Origin of the sequence: Peristeroidobacter agariperforans (assembly GCF_004138335.1) — a bacterium.
Classification (GTDB): Bacteria; Pseudomonadota; Gammaproteobacteria; order Steroidobacterales; family Steroidobacteraceae; genus Steroidobacter; species Steroidobacter agariperforans.
The window spans coordinates 3,031,330-3,056,158 of the sequence record NZ_RYFW01000001.1; the positions used below are offsets into that span (position 1 = coordinate 3,031,330).

Here is a 24,829-nt window from a genome sequence, read left to right on the forward strand (position 1 = left end):
GGCGCAAATCATGAGCGAGCTTCGGCCTGCATTGGTCTCGTTTCTGCTGCTGACGGTGGTGACCGGGCTGGTCTATCCACTGCTGGTCACGGGCATCTCTCAGGCCGCGTTCTCCGATGCGGCGAATGGCAGCCTGATTCGCGAAGGCGACAAGTTGCTCGGCTCGCGTCTCATCGGGCAGCCGTTCTCGGATCCGAAATATTTCTTTGGCCGACCCTCTGCGACCGCGCCGCAGCCGTACAACGGGGCGGCGTCGAGCGGCTCGAACCAAAGCCCGACCAATCCGGCGCTGGCGAGCGCGATCAGCGACCGAATCGCCAGGCTGCGCGCATTGGATCCCGGCAACCAGGCGCTTGTCCCGATCGATCTGGTGACCGCGTCGGGTAGCGGCCTCGATCCACACATCTCTCCGGCAGCTGCGGAGTATCAAGTGCCGCGCGTCGCTCGGATGCGCAACCGCCCGGAGAATGAGATTCGTGCGCTCGTGAAGGAAGCGACCGAGGGGCGAGCGTTCGGGATCCTGGGCGAGCCACGCGTGAATGTCTTGTTGTTGAACCTGGCGTTGGACGGCAAGAGGGCAAGCTGATCTACAGGTGTACGGTGGTAGAAACGCGGCCCGATCCGGATCAGTTGCTGGCTTCCGTGCAAGCAGCGGAAGCCAAGGCCCGTCGTGGCAAACTGAGGATCTTTTTCGGTGGCGCGGCGGGGGTGGGCAAGACCTATTCGATGCTCGAAGCGGCGCGTAATACGCGCGCTGCGGGCGCCGATCTGGTCGTCGGATATGTCGAGCCGCACGGACGCATCGAGACCGAGCGTTTGCTGGAAGGGCTCGAGCAGTTGCCCGCGCTGCCAATGCGCTATCGGGGAATCACTCGCCATGAGTTCGATCTGGATGGCGCGCTTCGTCGACGGCCGGCCATCATCCTGGTCGATGAGCTGGCGCATTCGAACCTGATCGAGGGCGAGCCGCCGCCGCGCCACGCCAAGCGCTGGCAGGACATCGAGGAACTGCTGGAAGCCGGCATCGATGTGTGGACCACGGTGAACGTCCAGCATCTGGAAAGTCTTAACGATCTGGTGGCGCAGATCACTGGCGTTCGGCAGCGCGAGACCATCCCAGATCGCGTGTTCGACGAAGCCGACGAAGTCGAGCTGATCGATCTGCCGCCGGACGATCTGCTGCAGCGTCTGCAGGCCGGCAAGATCTACGTCGAGGAGCACGCACGGCATGCGATCGATCGTTTCTTTCGCAAGTCGAACCTGATCGCGCTGCGCGAGCTGGCATTGCGTCGCATGGCCGATCGCGTCGACGCGTCGGCGCGGGCCGCCGGCGTAGTGGACCGAGCTTCGCGCGCCTGGATGGCGCGCGATCGAGTGCTCGTCGCCATCGGTCCCGATGAGCAGGCGGAGCAGGTGGTGCGCGCTGGCAAGAGGTTGGCCGATGCGCTCGACGCGCCATGGTCGGTCGTGTACGTGGAAACGCCCGAGCTGTTGAAGCTCTCCCAACAAGAGCGCAATCGGCGCATCGATCTGTTGCGGCTCGGCGAGTCGCTCGGCGCCGAGACTGTGACATTGGATGGGCCAACGGCGGCCAGCGCGTTGCTCGAATATGCGGCCACTCGAAACGCCACGAAGATCCTGGTCGGCGCCCCGAAGCGTCGCGGCTGGCGAGCCTGGCTGCGGCCATCGACTGCGACCGAGCTCGCCCGGCGCGCACGGGGCTTCGATGTCATGACCATCGGCACGCTGGAGCAGTCGACGCAAGCTCCTCGAGCAATGCGTGGCGACGACGTTGCGGTGGCTACGCCCATCCATTGGGATCGTTATGCCTGGGCCTTGGTCGTCAACGCAATCTGCACGCTGATTGCGTTCGCGATGTTCGAGAATTTCGAGCCGACCAACCTGGTGATGGTGTACTTGCTCGGCTCGACCATCGTCGGCATCCGATTCGGCCGCGGTCCCGCGGTGCTGTCGGCGGTCGTGAATGTGCTGGCATTCGACTTTTGTTTCATTCCGCCACGCTTTGCGTTTTCAGTGATGGATGCCCAGTATCTGGTGACGTTCGCCGTGATGCTGATCGTTACGCTGGTGATCTCGAATTTGATGGCCAGCGTGCGCCAGCAAACACGCGTTGCCGGCGCGCGCGAGCGACGCACCTTTCTGTTGTACGCAATGAGCCGCGAGTTGGCGGCGACGCGTGGCGCCGACGCCATGGCAAGGGTGGCGGTTCGCCACGTGGCGGAAGTGTTTCGATGCAAAGCAGTCGTGCTGTTGCCGGAGGCTGATGCCAAGCTGCGTCTGCCTGGAGAACGGCCCGAAGCGGGCTCGTTCGTCGGCGGCGATTTGTCGATTGCGCAATGGGTACTGGAGCACGGTCGGCGTGCAGGAATCGGGTCGGACACGTTGCCGGCGGCTCCAGCCTTATATCTTCCTTTGGGCAGCGAAGAGCAGCGCCTGGGCGTGCTCGCAGTGCTGCCAACCAATCCGCGACGGGTCTTGTTGCCGGAGCAGCGGCACCTGCTGGAAACATTCGCGGCTCAGATCGGCCTTGCGGTCGAGCGTGCAAGACTGGCGGAGGCGGCGGAGGTGTCGCGCGTCGAAGCGGAAACGGAGAGTTTGCGTAACACGTTGTTGGCCTCCATCTCGCATGATCTACGCACGCCGCTGTCGGTGATCGCCGGCGCCGCCAGTGTGCTTGCGGAGCGCTCCTCAAGCCTGGAGCCTGCAGAACGCGAACGCCTGGCTCGTTCGGTGGAGAACAAGGCACGCGATATGACGGAGCTGGTGTCGAACGTGCTCGACCTGATGCGCTTCGAATCCGGCCGCCTGACTCTGCATCGCGACTGGCAAACACTCGACGATCTGATTGGCATGGCGCTGAGCCGCATGCAAGGACGACTGGAGCCGCGCCAGATCGAGTTGCGCTTGCCGGAGAATCTGCCCCCGGTGCACGTCGACGCGACCCTCATCGTGCAGGTATTCGCCAATTTGTTGGATAACGTCGCGAAATACACGCCGCCGCAAACGCGCATGCTCATTTCGGCTACGGCAAACGATGAAGCGGTGGAGATCACCTTCGATGACGATGGGCCGGGCTTGCCGGAGCAGAATCGAGCGCGCTTGTTCGATAAGTTCCAGCGTGGCAGTGAAGAGGGCGCCACCATCGGCGCCGGCCTGGGCTTGTCGATCTGTCGCGCGATCCTGCGAGCACATGGTGGCGACATCCGCACAGCTGAGCGGCCGGGCGGCGGGGCGCGCTTTATACTCGCTGTGCCCGTGAAAGAGTCGATGCCGTGACCCAATCGCAATATCGTGTACTGATCGTGGAGGATGAGCCGGGCATTCGCGACATCCTGCGTACGCTGCTGCAAACGGCCAACTATCGAGTGGTGGAAGCCGATACGGCGGCCCGCGCCGAGATCGAGGCGCGCAGCCACAAGCCCGACCTGCTGATCGTCGACCTCGGTCTGCCAGACGCCGACGGTGAATTGTTGATACGAAATATTCGGAAGTGGTCGCCGGTGCCGATCCTGGTCTTGTCCGCGCGCACGATGGAAGAGCAGAAGATCGCTGCGCTCGATGCCGGCGCCGATGACTATGTCACAAAGCCCTTCAGCGCACCGGAACTGCTGGCGCGTGCGCGAGCGGCGCTACGTCGGAACGCTCGGGGCGCCGAACAAACATCGGTGTTGAAGCTCGGCAATCTCGCGATCGATCTCGGCCAGCGTCTGGCAATCACGCCGAATGGCGAAGTGCACTTCACGCCGATGGAGTTTCGCGTACTGCAGTGCCTGGCGCGCGAGGCGGGACGCATCGTCACGCAAAATCAGCTGGTCCGCGAAGTCTGGGGGCCGGACCGGGAGAGCGATACCCGCAGCCTGCGAGTGTTCATCAAGAACATCCGTCAGAAGATCGAGCCCGATCCGGCGCGCCCCGCGTATCTGGTCACCGAGGCCGGCATCGGTTATCGACTGGTGATGCCGTCGCGTTGATCGCTCGCACCCGTCTTGGACGGGTGGTGCGAATCTTGGTGCAAGTTCCCCACGCATTGCTGAATCCCGAGCAACACGCTGTGGCGCGTCGAGCTGTTTATCGCGCCACGTTGCGGGCGCACTCTTGGTCCACGTCGCAGCGATGCGATGGTGAATAAAAGTTTAGGAGATGATGATGTTGACCAAGAAGAGTCTGATTGCCTTAACAACTGTTGGTTCACTTGCCTTTGCCGCCGTGCCGGCGATGGCGCAGGTGACCGCGGGCAGCCAGGAAGTTCATGCGTATGTCGGTGAGACGTTCGGCGACGATCTGAGCGATCGGCGCATCAATGGGCGCACGCCCGAGCTCGATGACGATGTGACTTATGGCTTGCGCTACGGTTACAACTTCACCGATGCCTGGGGCCTTGAATTGTCGCTCGGCCAGACCAATAGCTCGGTGACCGGCCTGCCCGGGCGCGATACCGATCTCGATCTGACCACGTTCGATGTCGATGCAATCTATCACTTCAATCCGAGCAGCCGCTTCGTGCCGTATGTGCTCGCAGGCATCGGCTACGCCAGCGCGGACCTCGACCGACCGCTCACTGGAACGGTCAACGGTGTCGGCCCGGTGCGCATCGACGACGACAATGGCTTCACCCTGAATGCCGGCGTCGGCGCCAAGTATTTCATCACCGACAATGTCTCGCTGCGGCTGGACGCGCGCTATCGCTATCTCGATAAGATCATCGATCGCTTCGACGATTCGTTGAACACGTTCGAGACCACGTTCGGCGTCGGCTTCCAGTTCTGAGATTGATTCGAGTCTGGTGGGACGCGCACGACGACTTTGCCTCGAGCGTGCCATCCCGCCAGATACTCGATCGCCGCCGGCACTTCGCCGAGCGTAAAGTTCCGGTCGATCACGGATGTCATCTTTCCCTCGCCAGCGAGCCTGGCGAGGAAAGTGAGGTCGTCTTGATTGAGCTGCGCCACGAAGAACACGAAGTTCTCGTCGACCAGCCATGACAGTACGATGCCTTTGATGACTCCGAGAAACATGCCGATCCAGGGGCCTCGCTTCGGAGCGCCGACGATGACGACGGTGCCGTTGGGCGTGAGCACGTGGCGCAGGTCCAGCGGCGAATGATTGCCGACGTTGTCGATGATGACGTCGTAACGCTTGTTCAAGCTCGTGAAGTCCTCTTTCTTATAGTCGATCACATGGTCCGCGCCGAGCGAGCGCACGAGCTCGACATTGCGCGTGCTGCAAACACCCGTGACTTCTGCGCCGAATGATTTCGCGATCTGCACCGCGAATGTGCCGACGCCGCCCGAGGCGCCGTTGATCAGTACCCTTTGACCGGCTTGCACGTGCGCTTGATCGCGTAGTGCCTGCAGAGCGGTGACGGCGGCCACGGGAATGGCGGCTGCCTGTTCGAATGTGACATTGGCCGGCTTGGCTGCAATGGCGCGGTCTTCGGGAACGACGACGTACTCGGCGAAAGCACCGCCGCGTCCGCCGAACACTTCATCGCCCGGTTTGAACCGCGTCACTTGTTTGCCTACCGATTCGACCGTGCCCGCGAAATCGACACCGGTGCGCGGGTCGTTGGGCGTACCCAAGCCGCCGCCGAGACGCATGACGTACGGCCATCCCGCGACGCTATGCCAATCCAGCGGATTGACCGCGGCCGCTTGCACACGAACCAGCACCTCGTTGTCGGCCGGCGTCGGCTTTGGAATGTCCTCGAGCGTCAGCATTTCAGGCGCGCCATAGCAACGCTGCATGACCGCCTTCATCAGAGGTTGCGGGCCTCGAGCAGCGCTGGTCGGCGTCGGGCACTCCGCGTCATGGCTCAGCAGGATTGCGAGCGACGTGATGGCCAGTGCGAGCACGCCGGCCAGGCCAATGAAGATCCGCTTTTTCGTAGTCATGGGGTGTTCTCCCTGTCGGTTTCGGCCGGACTATGAAAGCGCGTTGCGGAGAAAACGAGTGGCATGCGACGGGTGACGATCCCGGGCTGGCGAGTGACGATCGGTATGGACGAGTGGCGGCGGGAGGGGGGCGCCGACGGGGAAAATTGCGGGCGAGCGCATCGCTCAGGATTTATAGTGGCCTCATGGTTTCCGCCCTTGAACACCCACGCGTCATGCAGGATCGGCCGCGAGGCGTGGCGCTCGCGTTCGGCTGGCGCCGGCTGTCGCTCACGCTGGGCTTGTCGATTTTGTTTGGTGCGGCGAACAGTCTGGTGTCCTCGGCGCCGCCGGTTCTCGTCACGATTGCCCATGCGGTGACCGTGGGGTTGACCGCTATGCTTGCTTTCGGACTGTTCGAACAGTGGCCGGCACAGTTGCGGCTGCCGCGTTGGGTGCTCCAGGTCATCGGTGTCATGATCGCGGTGCCCGTCGGCGCGCTACTGGCGCACTCGGTATCGATGGCGGTCGATATTCATTCGGCGCACGATGATCCTCAAATGAGGGGGCTCATGGTGCTGATGGTGGAAGGCCTGCTGATAGCGCCGTGGGTCGCGGTCGCCGCCATGCTTCAACAGCGAGACATCTTTGCTCGCGATCAGGCGCTCGCGTTCGAACTGGAGCGCAGCGAGTTCGAGCGCAAGGTGCTCGACACACGCATGCGACTATTGCAGGCACAGGTAAAGCCTCACTTCCTGTTCAACACCCTGGCCAATGTGCAGGCACTGGTAGATGCGGGTTCGCCTCGAGCATCGCAGGTGCTGGCGAATCTCATTACTTACCTTCGCGCCGCCGTGCCGCGCATGCATGCGGCAATGACGACGCTGGCTGAGGAGGTGGAACTGGTGCGCGCGTATCTGGAGCTCATGCAGATGCGCATGCCCGATCGACTGCAATTTGCTTTGCGCATCGATCCGGGCGCATCGAAGTTGCAATGTCCACCGATGACGCTGCTCACGCTCGTAGAGAACTCCCTACAGCATGGCATCGATCCGAGCGAAGAAGGCGGACGCATCGACGTCGATGTCTGGCTGCGCGACGACCGCTGCCTCGTACGCGTCATCGACACGGGGGTGGGGCTGAAAACGCCGGGCAGCGGACTCGGCACAGGGCTCTCCACGTTGCGTGAGCGAATGCAGCTCGCGTTCGGCGGCGATGCGCAATTGAACCTGACGGAGATCCAGCCGCGGGGCGTCAGCGCCGAATTGAGCTTCCCGGCCCGACCTGCATGAGCCTTCAACATCCGACCGCCCTCATCGCCGATGACGAGCCGCTGCTGCGGGAAGCGCTCGAGCGCATGCTCTTGCAACTCTGGCCCGAGCTGAAAATTGTGGCCCAGGCACGCAACGGGCGCGAGGCGATCGATCAGTTCGAAGCGCATCGACCGGATATTTGTTTTCTGGACGTGCAGATGCCGGGCAAGACCGGTGTGGAGGCGGCACAGCACATCGGCCGCCGCGCGCATCTGGTGTTTGTCACAGCATTCGATCAATACGCCGTGCAGGCGTTTGCGCAGGGCGTGCTTGACTATCTGGTGAAGCCAGTTGAATCAGCGCGTCTGTCTGAAACTGTCGAGCGCTTGAAGGAGCGGTTGCACGCCGCGCAACCGGCGATGAACACCGAAGCTTTGCTGCAGCAACTCGCGGCCAGCCTCGATCGAACAAAGCAACCGGCGACGCTGCGCTGGCTGCGTGCGTCCGTAGGCCAAACCGTTCGATTGATCGCCGTGGACGATATCGATTATCTGCGTTCGGAGGAGAAGTACGCGCAAGTCGCGTGGCGTGACGATGCGGGCCAGCCCCGCGAAGCGGTGATCCGCACGCCACTCAAGGAGCTGATTCCTCAGCTCGATTCAGCGCAGTTCGCGCAGGTGCATCGCTCTGTCGTCGTCAACCTGCGCGCCATCAGTCATGTCACCCGCGGCCCGAACGAAACCGCGGATATTCATTTGAAAGGGCGCGATGAGGTGCTGCCAGTCAGTCGCAGCTACCTGCACCTGTTTCGTCAGATGTAATTACCTTGATCCCGAGGGCACCGGCAGCGCCACTCCCGTGGCCACTGGCTCGCCGAACTGCGGCCATCCGTCGTTGCTCCAGTCGAAGCGCTGGATGCGGGGCGCGCGCTTCGGTGTGCATTTCATGTCCGGGCCGGGATTGGCGTGATAGATGATCCAGTTCTCTTTGCCGTCGGGCGAGACGAAGAAGCCGTTGTGTCCGGTCGCATAGACGCCGTTGGCGGCCTTGAGCGCGGGCTGAGGAGATTTTTTCCAGACCGATGCGTCGAGAGGATTGGAGCCCGGCGCCGCGTGCAGCAGACCGAGCGAATAGCCGTCGGACCAGCAAGCGCTCGCCGAATAGGTCAGGAACAAATCACCCTTGGGGCCGGGCAGAAATTCCGGGCCTTCGACGATCTTGCGCCCGCCCTGCTGTTCCCAGGATTGGTCGGGGCGCGCGATGATGGTCTCGCTGCCGGTCAGCGTCCACGGATTCTTCATCTCCGCGATCGCGAGGGACGTATCCGTTTCGGTGTACGGCGAATACACGAAGTAGCGCTTGCCGCCGTGAGAGAACACGGTGCCATCGATGCCGGCGCGAGCCGTGTTGATGCGGCCACGATCGATCCAGTCGGTGTTCATTGGATCCGCGCTGCCGTTCTCCAGCACGAACACGCCCCGATGCGTGTCATCGGTGAAGCCGCTCGCGGTCGCGGAGTAGTAGAGGAACCATTTGCCGTCAATGCGATGCAGTTCCGGCGCCCAGATGGAATGCGCGTTGGGACCCGTTTTCGGCGCGGTCCAGACGACGACCGGCTTCGCTTCCGCAAGCCTGGCGATATTGTCCGTGCGCCACAGGGCGATGCGATTGCCCAGCGTGTGCGTGTAGTAATAAACCCCATCGACCTGCGTGATCCAGGGATCGGGGCCAGACGGCAACAGCGGATTGGTATAAGTGGTGGCGCTCGGCGAGGCCGCCATAACCGGAGTTGCGCAGCCTGCGAGCACCGCCAGCGCGAGGACGCCCGCCGCTTTGTACCAACCCGATCCTGTCATCGCCGACCCCTTTTCAGCCGTTCATAAGACGTATTTATCTTATAATTACCGTCGGAATGTGCAAGGATAGATTCCGGGATTACGAGCGGGGGAGACGAGATGATTGGACGGAATGCGTCGGTTCGCACGCTACTGGCGTGCTGTTGCCTGGTACTCGCGAGTTGCGCCACGCCGCCGCCGCAGCGGCAGGCGCAGGTTCAGCGGCCCAAGAACATCCTTTTCATCCTGGTCGACGACCTGGGCTATGCCGATTTTTCCGTCACCGGCAACCGCAAAGCCCAGACCCCGAACATCGACAGCCTCGCGCAGCAAGGCTTGCTCATGCAGCAGTTCACAGTCGCGTCGCCGATCTGTTCGGCCTCGCGCGCCGGCTTGATGACTGGCAGGTTCTCCGCCGAGACCAGCATCGTCAGCTTCATCAGCAGCCGCAAGCACAACGAGCAAATGGGCCAGGCGAACTGGCTCGATCCGAAGCTGCCGACGCTGCCTCGCGCCCTCCATGATGCGGGCTATGCGACAGCTCACATCGGCAAGTGGCATCTGGGCGGTGGACGCGACATCGGCGAAGCGCCCCCGATCACCGAGTACGGCTTCGATGAAAGCTACACGCAGTTCGAGGGCCTCGGTCCGCGCGTGTTGATGAAAGAAGATACCGCCAAGCTCGCATCGCAGAGCGCCGCGCTCGGGCACGGCCCCATCGAGTGGGCGCCGAAGTCCACGCTCACGCAGCGCTATGTCTCCAAGGCGCTCGACTTCATCGAGCGCAGCGCCGAGCGTCCCTGGTTCGTGCAGCTCTGGCTCGATGACGTGCACGATCCGTGGCATCCCGACGACGTGCAGTTGCAGGCGGTGCCTGGCAAGGGCGACGACGCGGACGAGGAACGTTTCTTTGCCGTGCTCGTAGCGATGGACGCGCAGATCGGTCGGCTCATCGACGAGCTGCGTGCGAGCGGCAAGCTGGACGATACGCTCATCGTGCTGACGGGCGACAACGGTCCGAGCGGGGCCGGGCAGTACTACAAGGACGGCGCAACGCCGCCGGGCGATGCGATCCATTTCCGCGGCCGCAAAGGCAGCCTGTACGAAGGCGGCGTGCGGGAGCCGTTGATCGTTCATTGGCCGAAGGGCATCGCGCCCGGCAAGCAGGATTCGACGACCATCGCCAACGGCGTCGATTTGTTTCCAACGCTCGCACAACTCGGCGGCGCGAAGTTGCCGGCTGGGCTCGATGGCGTCAGTCTCGCAACTGCGTGGACCGGCTCGCCGATCGAGTCACGACCGGATCTCTACTACGCCTACGGTGGCTTCGGTGTGCCCGGCAAGTCGCCACGGCCACATCTCGACCGCGACGTGAGTCCCCCGTTTGCAATTCGCTCGGGAGACTGGAAGTTGCTGGCGCGTGGGGATGGAACGGGTGCCGAGCTCTATAACCTCGCGACCGATCCGTCGGAGTCGCGCAACGTCGCGAAAGATAACCCGGAGATCGCCCAGTCGCTCACCGAGAAGGTCGTGCGCTGGCGCAAGACATTGCCGCAATGAAGGCGCGGGCGCGGAGTGGAACGTTCCACTCCGCGCCGGCTTCGATTTTCTATTCCCGATACTTCAGCTCGCCGTGCCGTGCATCTTCCGGCATCGGCACGAAATCGAGACGTTCTCCCTGCTGTAACCGCCAGGTATCGAGCTTGCCGCGCAGCTCCACGAGCGTGTGTGCGTAGTTGGCATCCTGTGCAAGATTGGTGAGCTCGAAAGGATCGTTGGAGAGATCGTATAGCTCCTCCGGCGGATGCTGGCGAAAGCGCTGAACCATGCGTGCCGCGGCCGGATCGGTCTTGGCGAGCTCTACCCAGCTGTCCCAGTAGTCACGGCCGTCCTTGCCGTTAGCATTGCTGATGTGATTGCCGTAGGGGATTTCGGGAGCCAGGTTGACGATGTACTTGTAACGATCGGTGCGGATCGCTCGCATCGGCGCACGATTCATCTTGCCGTCGCCCGTGTGAGCCGCGAATGCAGCGTCGAGATGACGAGTGGCGCGGCCCTGCAGTACATCCACGAAACTGCGGCCATCGATGTTGGTCGGAGCCGAGCCGCCGGCCAGTTCGATCACTGTTGGCAGCACATCGACGAGCGACACGATGGCGTCGTTCGTCGCGTTCCGTGCCGTCTTGCCGGGCCACACAGCGATCAGCGGCACGCGCATGCCGGCTTCATACAGCGACCACTTGCCGAACGGGAACTGCGGTCCCTGGTCGGAAGTGAACATGAAGACTGTGTTCTTCGCATAACCGTAGCGATCGAGCGCAGCGCGCACCTGCCCGACTTCCTTGTCCGCCTGCGAAACATCGGTGTAATAGCGGGCCATCGCCTCGCGTGTCTTCGGTGTGTCGACCAGATACGGCGGCAGCGTGAAGCTCGCGGGATCGTAGCCCTGGTTCTCGAGCCAATACACGTGGGGCGAGTGGGCCGCGACGATCAGCGCCAGCGGCTGCTTCTTGTCGTGCGTCTTCAACAGGTTTTCGATCGCCGGCACGCCGAGATCGGTGTAGAGCACCTCCGGCTTGCCCGGCGGGCTGACGTTGGAATTCGGCAAGTATTCGAAAGGGTACTGCTCGCGCGGACCGATGTGAGTCTTGCCGGCGATCACCGTCCGGTAGCCGAGCTCGGACAGGTACTGCGGCCAGGTGCGAACGTTCGGCTCGATGATGCTGTGATTGGCATGTGCGCCGTTACGCATCGGGTACAGGCCGGTGAACAGCGCCGAGCGCGAGGGCGCGCAGGTCGGCGACGCCGCGAATGCTCGGTTGAACCGGGTGCCCTCGGTAGCGAGCTTGTCGATGTTGGGCGTGCGAACGTCGCGGTTCCCATAGGCGCCCATGTCGCTCCAGCCCAGGTCGTCGGCGATGAACAGCACCACGTTCGGGCGCTCGGCGGCGCCGGCAAAGCCGCAGAAAAACAGCGCGGCGATAGCAAGTGCTCGCCGCGCAAGCAAAGAAACATTTTCCATCATGGATGCATCTCACAAACAAAGAGCCCTCCTTGCGTGAGCGGAGGAGGGCTGAGTGACTATCCGAACGAGCGCTGCTACCTCAGAAGCGCACCCTCATGCCGAGGGTGTAGGTCGAATCGTCGTAGCGGTAGTCGCGGTTGAAGAACGACTCGCCCATGTAGCTGCGATACTTCGAGCCCAGGATGTTGGTGCCACCGAGATCGACGCGGACGCTCTCGGTGATGTCGTAGCCGACGCTCATATCGAGACGGCCTGCTGCGCGGACATAGCCGAGCCATACCGGGTTATACGTGCGATCGTTGACACGATCCGCTTCGATGGGACGGAGTCCGTTGCCACCCGTGATGTCCTCGTCGTAGTACTTCGAGCGATATGTGTACACCATGCGTGCCGACAGTCCGGAGCGCTCGTACAACAGGCCGGCGTTGAAGTTGTGCTCCGAAACACCCTGCAGCGGGAAGCCCTTGAGCGGGTCGTCGCCGGTCACTTCCGTGTCGGCCCACGTGTAGTTGCCGAATACGCCGAAGCCAGCCCAGGCGCCGGGCAGGAAGTCGAAGAACATCTGGCCACTGAGCTCGAGGCCCTGCAATTCCGCTGCCGACACGTTGCGCGGGCGGGAGATGTTGTAGGTGATGTTGTCGATCACCTCCGCGGTGACGGCGTTGATGACGCGGTCCTTGATGTCGCGGTAATACACGCCGCCCGCCACGAAGCCCGACTTGAAGTAGTACTCGAGCGTGGCGTCGAAGCTGTCGGAGATCTGCGGCTTCAGCTCGGGATTGCCCGCGTTGCCCGAATTGATGACGTTCGGGTTGGTCGCGACGATGTAGTCGATGCCGGGATTGAGACTGTCGAAGTTCGGGCGCCGCATGGTCTTCGCATAGTTGAAGCGGGCCTGCCAGTCCTCATTGATCACCCAGCGTGCGCTGAAGTTCGGCAATACTTCGGTATCGGTCGTGTCCGCTGACAGCGGCGTCACTCCGGTCGTTGACGGGCGAGCGCCGGTGATCGTGCGTTCGGTGCGCGTAGGGCGCGCGCCGAACACGCCATCGATGATCGAGTCGCCGACGTTGAACTCGTAGTTCGCCTGCACATACGCAGCGTAGGTTTTCTCGGTCGCTTCGAAATGACGCTCCGGCGAGTAGGCCGGGTCGCCGGGGCCGAAGCCGAAGATCTGCCGGAGGCGGTCGCGTCCCGCGTCGGTGCGCAGGTAGTCCGGGTTCGGCAACAACATCGATTGGCCGCCATTGATTCGAGGAATGCCGGGCATGGAGGCATAAAACTCATCGCCCAGTCCGGTCGAGCTGACCAGCGTGCCGAGATCTCCGCCGGGAGCGCCACGGTTGACCCGTGCCTGATCGTACTCGGCGCCGCGATCCGCGTAGCGCACGCCGGCCTGCAGCTTGGTGATGAAGGAATCGAGACGATAGCCGCCGTCGAGCTGTACCGCGAGCAGGTCGCCGTTGGACTTGTTGAAGTTCTGGTTGAGGCCATTGCGGAAGTACATGCCGTCGGCCGAGCCCAGCGGATTGCCGGGAGCATCGTACAGGCCGCCCTCGTTGAAGTTCGAATTCACGTTGGTCACGGGAATTCGTTTGCCGATGTCGACGATGAAGACCTCTTCCTCGAACTTCGCATCCTGGAACGATACCTCGCCTTTCAGGTCGAGGCGCTCGCCTTCCCAACGAGCGCCCAGTGCGCCGAGATAATTGTTGGTTTCCTGATCGCGCGACTGCGCGCTGGAGAATGCGGTGGCATTGGTGAACGTCGCATTGTTGACGTTGCACAGGGTCTGCACCGTAAAGTTGCCGGCCTGCAGCTGGACCGCATTGGGGTTGAGGCCGTCCGGCCCGACGCGCGCGAGGAAGCAGTCACTCGGATCGCCGAGGGCCTGCAGGCCCGTGGCGGGGCTATTGAAGAACTGCGTTTCCACGAACGCCGACTGATTCTCGGAGCGGTAGCCGGTGAAGACCGCGTCCGCGTAGAACTGCAGCTCGTCGGTCGCTTGCAGCTGGAACGCGGCGTTGGCTTGCGGACGCTCGAATGTGCCGTAGTGGTTCACGCCGCCGGCCACGTTCTGAACCATGAAGCCCGGCTGATTGAAGCGGAAGCCGGTGGAACGGCGAATCGGCGCGTAGGTGACGGGGCGGCTGTAGTCGGTTTCGCTCCATGACACGTTGAGCAACGCGCCGAGCTCGCCGATGCCTGTGTTCCAGCGATCCGTCAACAGCACGCTCAGCTGTGGATTCACTTCTTCGACGTTGGTCGAGTAGTTGGCGCGAGCGCCGAGCACCGCGGTGGGCTCATCGAAATTGAACGGCTTGTGAAGCCGCAGATCGGTGACGCCGGCGATGCCGCCTTCGATCAGATCCGCAGTGGTGGACTTGATCACATCGACACGCGCGAGCGCGTCGGCCGGCAGGTCCTGGAACTGGAAGTTGCGGCTGTTCGCCGAGAACAGCTCGCGGCCGTCGAGCGTCGTCTGGATGTCGCTCAAGCCGCGAATCAGCACGCCGACGATTTCGTTGTTGTTGCCGATCGACACTTGTACGCCAGGCACGCGCTGAAGCGCGGCGGCAGTGGTCGGATCGGGAAATTTACCGATGTCCTCGGCGACGATCGAATCGACGACCTGCACGGATTCGCGCTTGATTTCGGCGGCGGCTTCGAGGCTGCCGCGGATGCCGGTGACGACAACTTCTTCCAATTCGCCGGTCTGCGCGGGCGGAGTCGACTGCGCGTGTGCGAAGTGTGCGCCCAGCAAGCCGACGGCCGATGCCGTGTAAAAAAAGACATTCCGTTTCACAGTGCCCCCTGATATCGGTCTGGTGCAGCGTCGTGGCTGCGGGTTGAATATACTGATTAGTATGATAAAAGAGAATCCTTTGAGAAGATTTATCATACCAATGATACGTCGGCTACTTACCACGCTGATTTTGCTAGGAATTTACTCATCGCCGCCCGCCCTGGCGGACAGCAGTCCGGTGCTGCGCCGGAACTTCCCCGATCCGTTTCTGCTGGAAGCTGAGGGTCGCGTCTATGCGTATGCGACAAACTCCGACGGCGTCCGGGTCCAGGTGTCCTCATCCGACGATCTCGAGCATTGGTCGGCGCCGACGGAAGGGCTCGCGCGCCTGCCGGCATGGGTAAATCCGATCAAGCCCGATGTGTGGGCGCCCGAAATGCTGCGGGTGGACTCGCACTACGTTTTGTACTTCAGCGCACGTTCCAAATCGGTCACACGGCCAGATGGGATCGGACGTCTGTGCATCGGTACTGCCGTCAGTGCGCGGCCCGATCGTGATTTCGTTCCGCGCGATACGCCGTTGATCTGCGATGAATTCGCGGAAGGCGTGATCGACGTGAGTCCATTTCGCGATGGCAACCGTCTCTATCTCTATTACAAAAACGACGGCAACTGCTGTGACCGGCCGACATGGATCTTCGCGCGTGAGCTGGACTCGACCGGGCTCGCCACGGTCGGCGAAGCGAAACGGCTTGGCGTGAGCAACGATCAACCTTGGGAAGGCCACGTGATCGAGGCGCCAACCATGTTCGAGCGAGAGGGCGCGTACTACTTGTTTTATTCAGCAAATGCATACGACAAGCCGGACTATGCGGTCGGCTACGCGCGCTGCGACGGGCCGTTAGGACCTTGCAAGGATGCAAGCACGCAGCCTTTGTTGAAGACGCCCGCGCAGCCTGTCGGCTGGTTCGGTCCGGGTCATCAGTCGCTCCTCCAACTTCGCGGGCGCACGGTCATTGCTTATCACGCATGGAACGTGTTGCCGGACGGAAAACGGGACCGCTGCCGCGCGATGCATATCAGCGAAATCCAGTGGACCGCGGCGGGTGAGCCCTCCATCGAACTGGATGCCGAGCGCGCTGGGGAGTGGCGCTGTCCTACGCGCCGACCGTAGGCATCGTCGGCGTGAGGTGTGCGGAACTTGCCGTGAAGCGCGCAGTTGAATACGCATTCAACCGAGAGCAACTGTATGCGTAAGCTCCTTTGCATTTCCGCGGCATTCCTCGCGCTCGCTGCATGCAGCAAGGGCGGACAGCCGGCCGGCGATGATCCGACGAGAAATAATGAAAGCCCCGGGGAAGGCCGCCCCATGGACTCGAATCCCTCGGCGAGAGAACCGCTGCCCGAGACGACGCCCGATAAGGAACGTCCGTACGCAACGGACAGCGCGACGGAGCAGACGACGACCGCGCCGCCCGATCCCGAGCCGAAGTGACGAGTGTCTTCGTTACGTCAGAGTCAAACCGGAGACGCTGCGACAGTAGTCGAGCAACTGATCCTGAAGGGACGCATTCTTCGTTATGGGATTCAAGCGGCCGGGCTGCCTGTGATAGAAGTAGCCGCCGCTGACGCGCGCATCCTTATCATCGCTGACCGCAAGCCAGGCTTGAGTCAGATGGCCCTGATCCAGATCGTCGTTTGCGTCGGGGCCGCCCATGCGAGTCTGCACCCAACCCGGCGACACCGCGTTCGCAAGAACATCTGGCCAATGCCGCGCCACTGCGAACGTGAGCAGAACATCGTGAAGCTTCGTGTCTGAGTAAGCCTGGCTGCCATCCCAGCCGCGCTTGGACCACTGGATATCGTCGAGTTTGGCGCTGGCGCCGAGGTGCATGCCAGAGCTGAGATAAACCAAGCGCTGCGGCTTGGGCATGAGAGCGGTGAGCACATAAGGGGCGAGCACGTTCACTGCCCACAGCTGAGAAAGCCCGTCTACCGTCTCGACACGACGCGGCTCGCGATAGCCGATGCCAACGTTGTGGATCACCGCATCGAACGAGCCGAACTGGTTCGCTTGTTCAGCAACGCTGCGCATTGCCTGGAGCGTCGAAACATCGCCGACTACGACGCCGGCTGCGCGAGGCGCTTTGGCGAGTGTTTCTTTCGCGCGGCTTTGATTGCGTGCGTGGAGTACCACCGAGTGTCCTTGCTCGGCCAGCAACTGGCCGGTCATCAGGCCGAGGCCTTGAGACGAGCCGGTGATGAAGACTTTAGCCATACGGCGACATCGTAGCTCAATCAGCAAGAGCGGGGCGCAACAGCGCCCGGCGGCTGCGCACCGCTTCAAGATATTCACACACAAGTGAGTGAGTATTGACGACAGGCGCGGCCGGTAGCATGATCCTGGCCATGCGCTGGCACCAAGACCGGCGTTTCTTGCAGGGGGAGCTATGGCGTCTGGTCTGCTGGCGTCCGCCTCGGCGGTCGCGTTGTTCGTGATACCGACACTGGCTGCGGCACAGGCTTCGGGCGAGGGGGCGACTCAGCTCGAAGAAATCATTGTCACTGCCACCCGCCGCAGCGAACGTTTGCAGGATGTGCCGCTCAGCATCACCGCATTCTCACAAGACGATCTGACCGCCAAAGGCATCGTCGGTTACGAAGGACTGGCGAGTGAAACCCCGGGCGTCGTGCTCAACAAGCCCACTGCCAACTTCAACAATTTCACCGCGCGCGGTATCGCCACCAACGGCTACGGCGCGAATCTGCAGAACACCGTGGCCATCTATATCGATGAGTTGCCGATCTCGACGATCGGCAACACCACGGTGCTCGATCCGAATCTGTTCGATGTGGAGCGCATCGAGTTCCTGCGCGGTCCGCAGGGCACATTGTTCGGATCGGGCTCGTTGTCCGGCGCGCTGCGCATTCTCACCAAGAGTCCGGATCTGAGCTCGTTCGACGCCGCCGCCATGGTCGATACCGGCGTGACCGACGGCGGCTCGCTGCGGCAACGTTATAACGGCATGCTGAACGCGCCCCTGGTCGATGACAAGCTGGCGCTGCGTGTCGTCGGCTTCTATCGTGACGAAGAGGGTTATCTCGACAACATCGGCACCGGCATCGAGAACTCGAACACGCTGGTCGACTGGGGCGGTCGCGCCATCCTGTTGTGGAAGCCTACGGATGCACTGTCGGTTCGCGTGCTGGCTTCGTACGAAGACAGCAATCCGAAGGATTCGTCGCTCACCAACCCCGCGCTCGGCGAGCGTAAGCGCAACTCGGATCGTCCGGACCTGTTCGTCGGCGAGCTCACCACGTTCAATGCAACGATCGAATATCAGTTCGACGGCGCGTTGCTCACCAGCTCCTCGACGTATTCGACCTTCGATCAGAAGTTCTTCGTCGATCTCGCCGGCACGTTCAACGGCGCGATTGCCTTCGGCCTGGACGCGTACGGTTATCAGGACACCTTCGTCGAAGAGCTGCGGGTCGCCTCCGATCCTGGCGGCAAGTTCGACTGGGTGATCGGCGGCTTCTTCCTCGACCGGCGTCACGATGTCGATTATTTCTATCGCTCCTCGCCCGAGTACCTGGCGGCGCGTGGCATCACCGGGCTGCCCGATGAGTACTACCAGCGCCAATACAACCATGCGCTGTCGCACGAGATCGCCGGCTTCGGCGAGCTGACTTATCACATCAGCGATCGGGTCTGGTTGACCGGCGGCTTGCGCTATGGCGGCCTGGATTCGCAGGTATACGTCGAAGGCGGCTACAACAGCAACTATCTCGGCGCGGCGCTGACGCCCGGATTCTCCGGGCCGCTGGTGGTCGTGCCGATCGCTGCCACGACGGGTGTGAAAGCGAAAGAGACTCGGCCTTCGTACAAGGTCAGCGCATCGTTCCAGCCGGTGCCGGAAGTGACGACCTATGCAACGGTCTCGACCGGCTTTCGCGCGCCCGTGGTCAATGGCTTTGCCGGCCGCAGGAGCGTGGTCGATCCCAATGACCTGGTCATTCCGAACGGCGCCGAGACCGACAAGATCCAGAACTATGAGATCGGCGCGAAGAGCACCTGGTTCAACGGCCGCCTGACCTCCAATCTCGCCGCCTACCTGATCGATTGGAGCGACATCCAGGTGCAGGCCAACCGAGTGTCGGACTCGGTGCAGTTCGCCACCAACATCGGCGAAGCGCGCAGCAAGGGCTTTGAGTTCGAGATCACGGCGCTGCCGCTGCAAGGCCTGCAAATTGGCGTGAGCGGCTCGTTCAATCGAGCCCACGTGACGAAGCTGACGCCGCAAGAGGCTGCCGTTTCCGGCGCGGTGCCCGATGCCAGGTTGGCCGCGCCAAAATTTCAAGGTGCGGCGTATCTGAACTATGGGTTTGATGTCACCGCTGGCGCGCGTGGGTTCTTTGGGGCGGCCTTCCAACATGTCGACTCGTTCCCGAGCTCGTTCCCGCGGGTTCCTGGCGCGCCGAATCGAGTGCTGCCAACGTATGGATATACGGATAGTTATAACAACGTGAACCTGACACTCGGTGCGAGCCTGGGTCAGCTGACGTTGACGACGTACGTCGAGAACCTGTTCAACGACGACTCGGTCACCTACATCCATCCCGAAGCGTTCCTGGCAAGTCGTTTCGGCACCATGCGGCCGCGGACGATCGGCCTGCGCGTCAACTACGATCTGTAGGAGATAAGCATTGTCGACCGCCGCAGCCGCGCGGCCCGACGCACGAGCCTGGTTCGTGCTGGGCATGCTGTGTTTCGTTTATGTCCTGAACTTCCTGGATCGGCAGTTGCTGTCGATCCTGGCCAAGCCGATCCAGGATGACTTGCACGTGACCGATGGCCAGCTCGGGCGCATCAGCGGGCTGTACTTCGCACTGTTCTATTGCCTGATCTCGATTCCAGTCGGGTGGCTGGCGGATCGGACCAATCGCGTGCGGGTGCTGTCGTTCGCGTGCGCGCTGTGGAGTGCGGCGACCGTTGCTTGCGGATTCTCATCGACGTATCCGCAGCTCGTCGCCGCTCGCATGGCGGTCGGCGTGGGCGAGGCGGGCGGTGTGCCGCCGTCGTACGCAATCATTTCGGACTACTTCGCTCCGGGCACGCGAGGCACCGCACTGGGCCTGTTCAATCTCGGTCCGCCTTTAGGCCAAGCATTGGGTGTGGCCTTTGGCGCGTCGATCGCCGCCGCTTACAGCTGGCGAAGTGCGTTCGTGGCGCTCGGCGCGGTCGGCGTCGTCACCGCGGTGGCGGTTTATTTGTTTGTTCGAGAGCCGGAGCGTGGGCGTCTCGACTTCAAGCCCTCCGCCGTGCAGCCATCGATGCCGATAGAGAAGGCGGGATTCTACGAGACGGTCGCGATGTTCTTCTCACGGCCGGTGTTGGTGCTCGTGTCGCTCGCTTGTGGAGCGACGCAGTTTGTCACGTATGCCTCGCTGAACTTCACAACGCTGTTCCTGATGCGCGAGAAGGGCATGACGCTGAACGAAGTGGCGATCTACTACGCGCTGCTCATCGGCATCGGCATCAGCGCCGGGATGTATGCATCCGGCCGTCTGATCGATAAGTTCGCGCCGCGCGGCAAGGAAGCTTATGCGTTGGTGCCGGCCGTGGGACTGGCGCTGGCAATTCCGTTCTTCATCGGCTTCGTATGGGCGCCGACCTGGCCACTGGCGTTGCTGTTCCTCGTCGGGCCGACCTTCTTCAACTATTTCTATCTCTCGCCGGCCGTTGCGCTGGTGCAGGAGGAAGTGCGGCCGCAGGAGCGTGTGCTGGCAGGCGCGCTGTTGTTGCTCGTCATGAATCTCATTGGGCTCGGGTTGGGGCCGACCTATCTCGGCGCGGTCAGCGATCTGCTTCGCGATACCCATCCAAACAACTCGCTGCAAATAGCTTTCTACACGCTCGTGCCTTTCTACGTGCTTGCCGTGGCGATGTTCCTCGGTCTGGCGCGGAAGTTGAAGCGTGAAGCGGTCTCGACTGGAGACAACCCTTGAAGTCATTTCGTTTGCGTGCCATCGCGTGGAGCGTTGCGGCTTTGTTTGCTCTGCCTGCGGCTGCCGATCAGGATCCCGTCGTCCGTGCGCCCGCAGGCACGGTGAAAGGCGTAGCGGAAGGCGCAGTGAATGTGTTCAAAGGGATGCCGTACGCGCAGCCGCCTGTTGGCGTCGCGCGCTGGAAGCCACCCGTTGAGATGCCGGCGTGGGACGGTGTGCGCGATGCGACCAGGTTTGGAGCAGCGTGCATCCAACCCAAGGCGCGCTCTGGAAGCATCTACGCCTGGGATCTGGGCGAGGTCAGCGAAGACTGCCTGTTCCTCAACGTTTGGGCGAAGCAGGGTGTCAGCAAGGCGCCCGTGATGGTTTGGATTCACGGGGGCGCGCTGACGACCGGTTCGGGCGGCGAACCCATGTACGATGGCACGAAGTTCGCGGAACGCGGCGTGGTGGTGGTATCGATCAACTATCGCCTGGGTGTCTTGGGCTACCTCGCGCATCCTCTGCTGAGCGCCGAATCGAACGGCAACATCTCCGGAAACTACGGTCTGCTCGATCAGATCGAAGCGCTGCGCTGGGTGAAGCGCAATATCGCCGCGTTTGGCGGCGACCCGTCGAACGTGACGATTGCGGGTGAGTCGGCGGGTGGTCTGAGCGTGATGTACTTGATGGCCTCGCCGCCGGCGCGAGGGCTCTTTCACAAGGCCATTGCGCAGAGTGCCTACATGATTTCCACGCCCGAGCTGAAACAAGCGCGCTTTGGCGAACAGCCCGCAGAGGCTATCGGGGCGCGGATCGCGGCGCCGCTGGGCGCAAATGACTTGGCATCGCTGCGGGCGGTGGATCCGCAAAAGTTGATCAACGTCGCCGCACAGGCCGGCTATTTCCCGCTCGGCACCATCGATGGCCGCGTATTGCCGCGCCAACTGGTCGACGTGTTCGATCGTGGCGAGCAGGCGCCTGTGCCGATCATTGCGGGGTTCAACAGCGGCGAGATCCGCTCGCTGCGTTTCCTTGCGCCGCCGGCGCCGAGAAATGGCAAGGCATATCAATTACAGATTCGGGATCGATATGCCGATCTGGCCGATGAGTTCCTGCGTCTCTATCCGAGCGCCACGCTCGAAGAAAGTATTCTCGCAACGACTCGCGACGCCTTGTATGGGTGGACGGCGGAGCGGCTGGTGAGAAAGCAAACGGCGCTGGGACAGCCCGCATTCCTCTATCTTTTCGATCATGGCTATCCGGCTGCGGAACAGGCCGGCCTCCATGCATTCCATGCCGCTGAGCTGCCGTATGTGTTCGGCACCGCCTCACGCACGCCGCCGCTGTGGCCGAAGGTGCCGTCGACGCCAACCGAGACGAAACTCTCTGACGCGATGCTGGATTACTGGGCCAGCTTCATCCGCACCACTGAACCGAACGCCGAGAGTCATGCACCTTGGCCGGCGTACGGTTCGACTCGTGCGTACCTGACCTTTGCCGCCGAACCGCAATCAGCGACGCGTCTCATGCCGGGCATGTATGAATTGAACGAACAGGTCGTGTGCCGGCGACGAGCGAGCGGCGCCCAGGCGTGGAATTGGAACGTTGGAGTTCTGTCGCCGACACTGCCGCCGCCTGTGGAGGCGTGTCGATGATCGAAGGGTCCATGCAAGAGTTCCCGCTGACTCTGGATAAGTTTCTCGATCACGCGGCGAAGTGGCATCCGCGAGCGCAGGTGGTGACGGGACGCGAAGGCGGCCGAGCCGAGCGAGTGAGCTACGCGGACCTGCGCTCCCGAAGCTTGCGTGTTTCAGCGCTGCTGAAAGATTTCGGCATCGGTTTCGGCGATCGCGTCGCCACGCTCGCGTGGAACACACAGGCGCATGTCGAGGCTTGGTACGCCATCATGGGCATGGGCGCGGTCTGCCACACGCTCAATCCTCGACTTACCGCGGCCCAGCTTGCTTCCATGTTGTCGCAATCCGCTTGTCGAGTGATATTTGTGAGCGCGGATCTTGCGCCGCTCGCCCAGCAGATCGTCGAGCGTACGTCGACAGTTACAAACATCGTCGTGATCGACGGCCCGGTGGATGCGTGGCGAGGCGAGCGTTATGGGCCGACGGCGGTCTCGCTGGAAGAGGCGATAGCGACGGTTCGCGATCCGATCGCGTGGGGCGGCTTTGACGAACGGGCTGCTTCGGGCCTGTGCTTCACCTCCGGCACCACGGGTGCCCCGAAGGGCGTTACGTACACGCACCGCTCCAGCTTTCTGCACACGTTGCGTCTGCTTCAGGCAGACGTGCTGGGCATTACTGCTGCCGATAGCGTGCTCACCGTCGTGCCAATGTTTCATGCCAGTGCCTGGGGATTGCCGTTCGCCGTGCCGGCCGCGGGGGCGAAGCTGGTTTTGCCGGGCCGTCATGCGGATGGTGCGAGTCTGGCGCGCTTGATTGCGGCGGAGGGTGTAACGATTGCGGTTGGTGTGCCGACCGTCTGGCTGGGGCTGGTCGAACATCTCGAAGCGACGGGCGGCGAGCTGCCAACGCTGAAGCGCATCCTGGTCGGAGGCGCGCCTTTGCCGCCGGCCTTGATGGAACGTATCGAGCGGCGCCTCGGGGCTGCGTTGCAAACCAGCTGGGGCATGACCGAGCTGTCGCCGTCGGGCACGATGTCGGCGCCCAATGATCCGAAGCGATCGGCGGCTGTTTCCGGGCGTCCCGCGGTGGGCGTCGATCTGTTGCTGACGGACGCCGATGGGCGAGCGCTGCCGGAGCAACGGGGTGTGGAAGGGCACCTGCGAGTGCGCGGCGCCAGTGTGATCGAGCGCTATTTCGGCGATGAGCGGCCCGCGACCGATGCCGATGGCTGGTTCAACACGGGCGATCTGGCCCGCATCGACGGCGACGGTCAATTGATCATCACCGGTCGCGCCAAGGACCTGATCAAGTCGGGCGGCGAATGGATCAATCCCGCCGAGATCGAGGCCATCATCGGCCGCCTGCCCGAAGTGGCCCTGGCTGCGGTGATCGGCCGCACCGACCCGAAGTGGGGCGAGCGCCCCGTCCTGCTGGTGGAACTGCGCGACCATCGGGCAATCACCGATGAGGCGCTGCTCACGTCTTTGCGGGGCCAGGTGGCCCCGTGGTGGATTCCCGATGCCGTGCTCCGCCTGGCCCGTATGCCGCTGGCGTCGACCGGAAAGATCGACAAGATGCGCCTCAGATTAGAATACGGCGGTGGTTGAGGCGGAGCGTCGAACCGGAGTGCCTTCGGATCGTCCGCGCCGCGAGTGCCGCGAGACGATGGAGGCTTGGAACAGTGGCTGTAGATGTGGCTCCGAAGAAAGTGAAGGCCCGGCGCAAGGCGTCGAGCAAGGCGAAACCGTCCGGCGCGAAGTCCGCCAAGGCGCGCGGCAAGCGCCCGACCAAGGCCGAACAGCGCGCCGAGATGACGGAGCAGATTCTGGACGTTGCCGAGGATCTGTTCTCCAAACATGGCTTGCACGGCGTCACCTTGAAGGATGTGGCGAAGCAGATCGGCGTGCACCACACGCTCATGAACTATTACTTCCGGGACAAGAAGAAGTTGTTCGACGCGGTGTTCGGCCGCCGCGCCGTGGTGACGAGCACGCGACGAATGGACGCGCTCGACGCTTACGAGGCGTCGACCAACGGCAAGCCGACGGTGGAAGGGGCGCTGCACGCGTTCCTCGATACCGACCTGGATCTTTACATCCAGGGCGGCAAGCGCTGGAAGAACTACGGCCGGCTCGGCGCGCAGGTCGCGAACACGCCGGAGTGGGGCGCCGAGCTGATGGACAAGCACTTCGATCCGGTGGTGCTGAAGCTGATCGGTCTGCTGAAGCGCGCGCTGCCGCAGTGTCGCGATGAAGATATCTTTTGGGGATATCACTTCGTGACTGGCGCGTTGTTGCTGACGCTGGCGCGCACCGGGCGCATCGACAAGTTGTCCGGCGGGGTCTGCCAGTCGGAAGATTTCGAGGCCGTGAAGAAACGCATGGCCAGATTCATGGCCGGTGGATTTCTGGCCGTGTGCGGTAGTCAGTGAAGCTCTGAGGCCGGGAAAGC

General features: G+C 62.6%; 19 protein-coding genes. 14 read left to right on the forward strand and 5 right to left on the reverse strand.

The window, feature by feature from the left end; all coding sequences use genetic code 11:
• Positions 1 to 7 precede the first annotated feature (7 nt).
• The 4 genes from kdpC to EK373_RS13170 all read left to right on the forward strand — a co-directional run bounded on the left by kdpC (position 8) and on the right by EK373_RS13170 (position 4,788).
• The gene (kdpC, locus tag EK373_RS13155; protein ID WP_129643087.1) at positions 8 to 586 is read left to right on the forward strand and encodes a potassium-transporting ATPase subunit KdpC; all 579 of its coding nucleotides are present in this window, start codon (positions 8 to 10) and stop codon (positions 584 to 586) included.
• A gap of 14 nt (positions 587 to 600) precedes the next feature.
• Complete coding sequence (locus tag EK373_RS13160) at positions 601 to 3,297, forward strand: DUF4118 domain-containing protein (RefSeq protein WP_129643088.1); 2,697 nt, start codon at positions 601 to 603, stop codon at positions 3,295 to 3,297.
• On the forward strand, positions 3,294 to 3,992 hold the full coding sequence (locus EK373_RS13165) for a response regulator (RefSeq protein ID WP_129643089.1): 699 nt from the start codon (positions 3,294 to 3,296) through the stop codon (positions 3,990 to 3,992). The genes EK373_RS13160 and EK373_RS13165 overlap by 4 nt, the downstream gene beginning before the upstream one ends.
• Before the next feature lie 175 nt (positions 3,993 to 4,167).
• Positions 4,168 to 4,788 carry a porin family protein gene (locus EK373_RS13170; RefSeq protein WP_157994349.1) on the forward strand — a complete coding sequence of 207 codons (621 nt, stop codon included), beginning with the start codon at positions 4,168 to 4,170 and terminating at the stop codon, positions 4,786 to 4,788.
• Here EK373_RS13170 and EK373_RS13175 read toward each other — a convergent pair.
• Positions 4,707 to 5,777, reverse strand: coding sequence for an NAD(P)-dependent alcohol dehydrogenase (locus tag EK373_RS13175; protein ID WP_129643716.1), 1,071 nt, complete (start codon positions 5,775 to 5,777; stop codon positions 4,707 to 4,709). The genes EK373_RS13170 and EK373_RS13175 overlap by 82 nt on opposite strands.
• Before the next feature lie 320 nt (positions 5,778 to 6,097).
• On the opposite strand from EK373_RS13175, the gene EK373_RS13180 reads away from it, so the two are divergent.
• Together EK373_RS13180 and EK373_RS13185 are read left to right on the forward strand one after the other, a co-directional pair.
• On the forward strand, positions 6,098 to 7,183 hold the full coding sequence (locus tag EK373_RS13180; RefSeq protein ID WP_198683265.1) for a sensor histidine kinase: 1,086 nt from the start codon (positions 6,098 to 6,100) through the stop codon (positions 7,181 to 7,183).
• Positions 7,180 to 7,965 (forward strand): LytR/AlgR family response regulator transcription factor, encoded by a 786-nt coding sequence (locus EK373_RS13185; RefSeq protein ID WP_129643091.1) that lies wholly within the window; start codon positions 7,180 to 7,182, stop codon positions 7,963 to 7,965. Before EK373_RS13180 ends, EK373_RS13185 begins: the two co-directional genes overlap by 4 nt.
• Here the strand turns inward: EK373_RS13185 and EK373_RS13190 are convergent, their stop codons facing one another.
• Positions 7,966 to 9,000 (reverse strand): glycoside hydrolase family 43 protein, encoded by a 1,035-nt coding sequence (locus EK373_RS13190; RefSeq protein WP_129643092.1) that lies wholly within the window; start codon positions 8,998 to 9,000, stop codon positions 7,966 to 7,968.
• A gap of 99 nt (positions 9,001 to 9,099) precedes the next feature.
• Here EK373_RS13190 and EK373_RS13195 point away from each other — a divergent pair, with 99 nt between their 5' ends.
• Positions 9,100 to 10,539: a sulfatase family protein gene (locus EK373_RS13195; RefSeq protein WP_129643093.1), complete on the forward strand. Its 1,440-nt coding sequence runs from the start codon at positions 9,100 to 9,102 to the stop codon at positions 10,537 to 10,539.
• 49 nt (positions 10,540 to 10,588) lie between these two features.
• Here EK373_RS13195 and EK373_RS13200 read toward each other — a convergent pair whose 3' ends face one another.
• Both EK373_RS13200 and EK373_RS13205 read right to left on the reverse strand, forming a co-directional pair.
• A complete protein-coding gene (locus EK373_RS13200) occupies positions 10,589 to 12,004 on the reverse strand; it encodes a sulfatase family protein (RefSeq protein ID WP_129643094.1) in 1,416 nt (471 codons plus the stop codon).
• Positions 12,005 to 12,083: 79 nt separating this feature from the next.
• Positions 12,084 to 14,810, reverse strand: a complete 2,727-nt coding sequence (locus EK373_RS13205; protein WP_198683266.1) for a TonB-dependent receptor — start codon at positions 14,808 to 14,810, stop codon at positions 12,084 to 12,086.
• Between the two features lies 1 nt (position 14,811).
• Here EK373_RS13205 and EK373_RS13210 point away from each other — a divergent pair, with 1 nt between their 5' ends.
• The gene (locus EK373_RS13210; RefSeq protein ID WP_198683267.1) at positions 14,812 to 15,924 is read left to right on the forward strand and encodes a glycoside hydrolase family 43 protein; all 1,113 of its coding nucleotides are present in this window, start codon (positions 14,812 to 14,814) and stop codon (positions 15,922 to 15,924) included.
• Between the two features lie 195 nt (positions 15,925 to 16,119).
• Positions 16,120 to 16,245 carry a hypothetical protein gene (locus EK373_RS33995; protein ID WP_269813544.1) on the forward strand — a complete coding sequence of 42 codons (126 nt, stop codon included), beginning with the start codon at positions 16,120 to 16,122 and terminating at the stop codon, positions 16,243 to 16,245.
• 12 nt (positions 16,246 to 16,257) lie between these two features.
• Here EK373_RS33995 and EK373_RS13215 read toward each other — a convergent pair whose 3' ends face one another.
• Positions 16,258 to 17,028 carry an SDR family NAD(P)-dependent oxidoreductase gene (locus tag EK373_RS13215; RefSeq protein WP_129643097.1) on the reverse strand — a complete coding sequence of 257 codons (771 nt, stop codon included), beginning with the start codon at positions 17,026 to 17,028 and terminating at the stop codon, positions 16,258 to 16,260.
• 172 nt (positions 17,029 to 17,200) lie between these two features.
• Here EK373_RS13215 and EK373_RS13220 point away from each other — a divergent pair, with 172 nt between their 5' ends.
• From EK373_RS13220 to EK373_RS13240, 5 genes are all read left to right on the forward strand, one after another.
• Entirely contained in the window at positions 17,201 to 19,447 is a 2,247-nt protein-coding gene (locus EK373_RS13220) for a TonB-dependent receptor (protein WP_129643098.1), read from the forward strand.
• Between the two features lie 64 nt (positions 19,448 to 19,511).
• Positions 19,512 to 20,759 (forward strand): spinster family MFS transporter, encoded by a 1,248-nt coding sequence (locus tag EK373_RS13225; protein WP_129643722.1) that lies wholly within the window; start codon positions 19,512 to 19,514, stop codon positions 20,757 to 20,759.
• Positions 20,756 to 22,396 (forward strand): carboxylesterase/lipase family protein, encoded by a 1,641-nt coding sequence (locus EK373_RS13230; protein ID WP_129643099.1) that lies wholly within the window; start codon positions 20,756 to 20,758, stop codon positions 22,394 to 22,396. Before EK373_RS13225 ends, EK373_RS13230 begins: the two co-directional genes overlap by 4 nt.
• Complete coding sequence (locus EK373_RS13235) at positions 22,393 to 23,985, forward strand: AMP-binding protein (protein WP_129643100.1); 1,593 nt, start codon at positions 22,393 to 22,395, stop codon at positions 23,983 to 23,985. The genes EK373_RS13230 and EK373_RS13235 overlap by 4 nt, the downstream gene beginning before the upstream one ends.
• A gap of 203 nt (positions 23,986 to 24,188) precedes the next feature.
• On the forward strand, positions 24,189 to 24,809 hold the full coding sequence (locus EK373_RS13240) for a TetR/AcrR family transcriptional regulator (protein ID WP_129643725.1): 621 nt from the start codon (positions 24,189 to 24,191) through the stop codon (positions 24,807 to 24,809).
• Positions 24,810 to 24,829 lie beyond the last annotated feature (20 nt).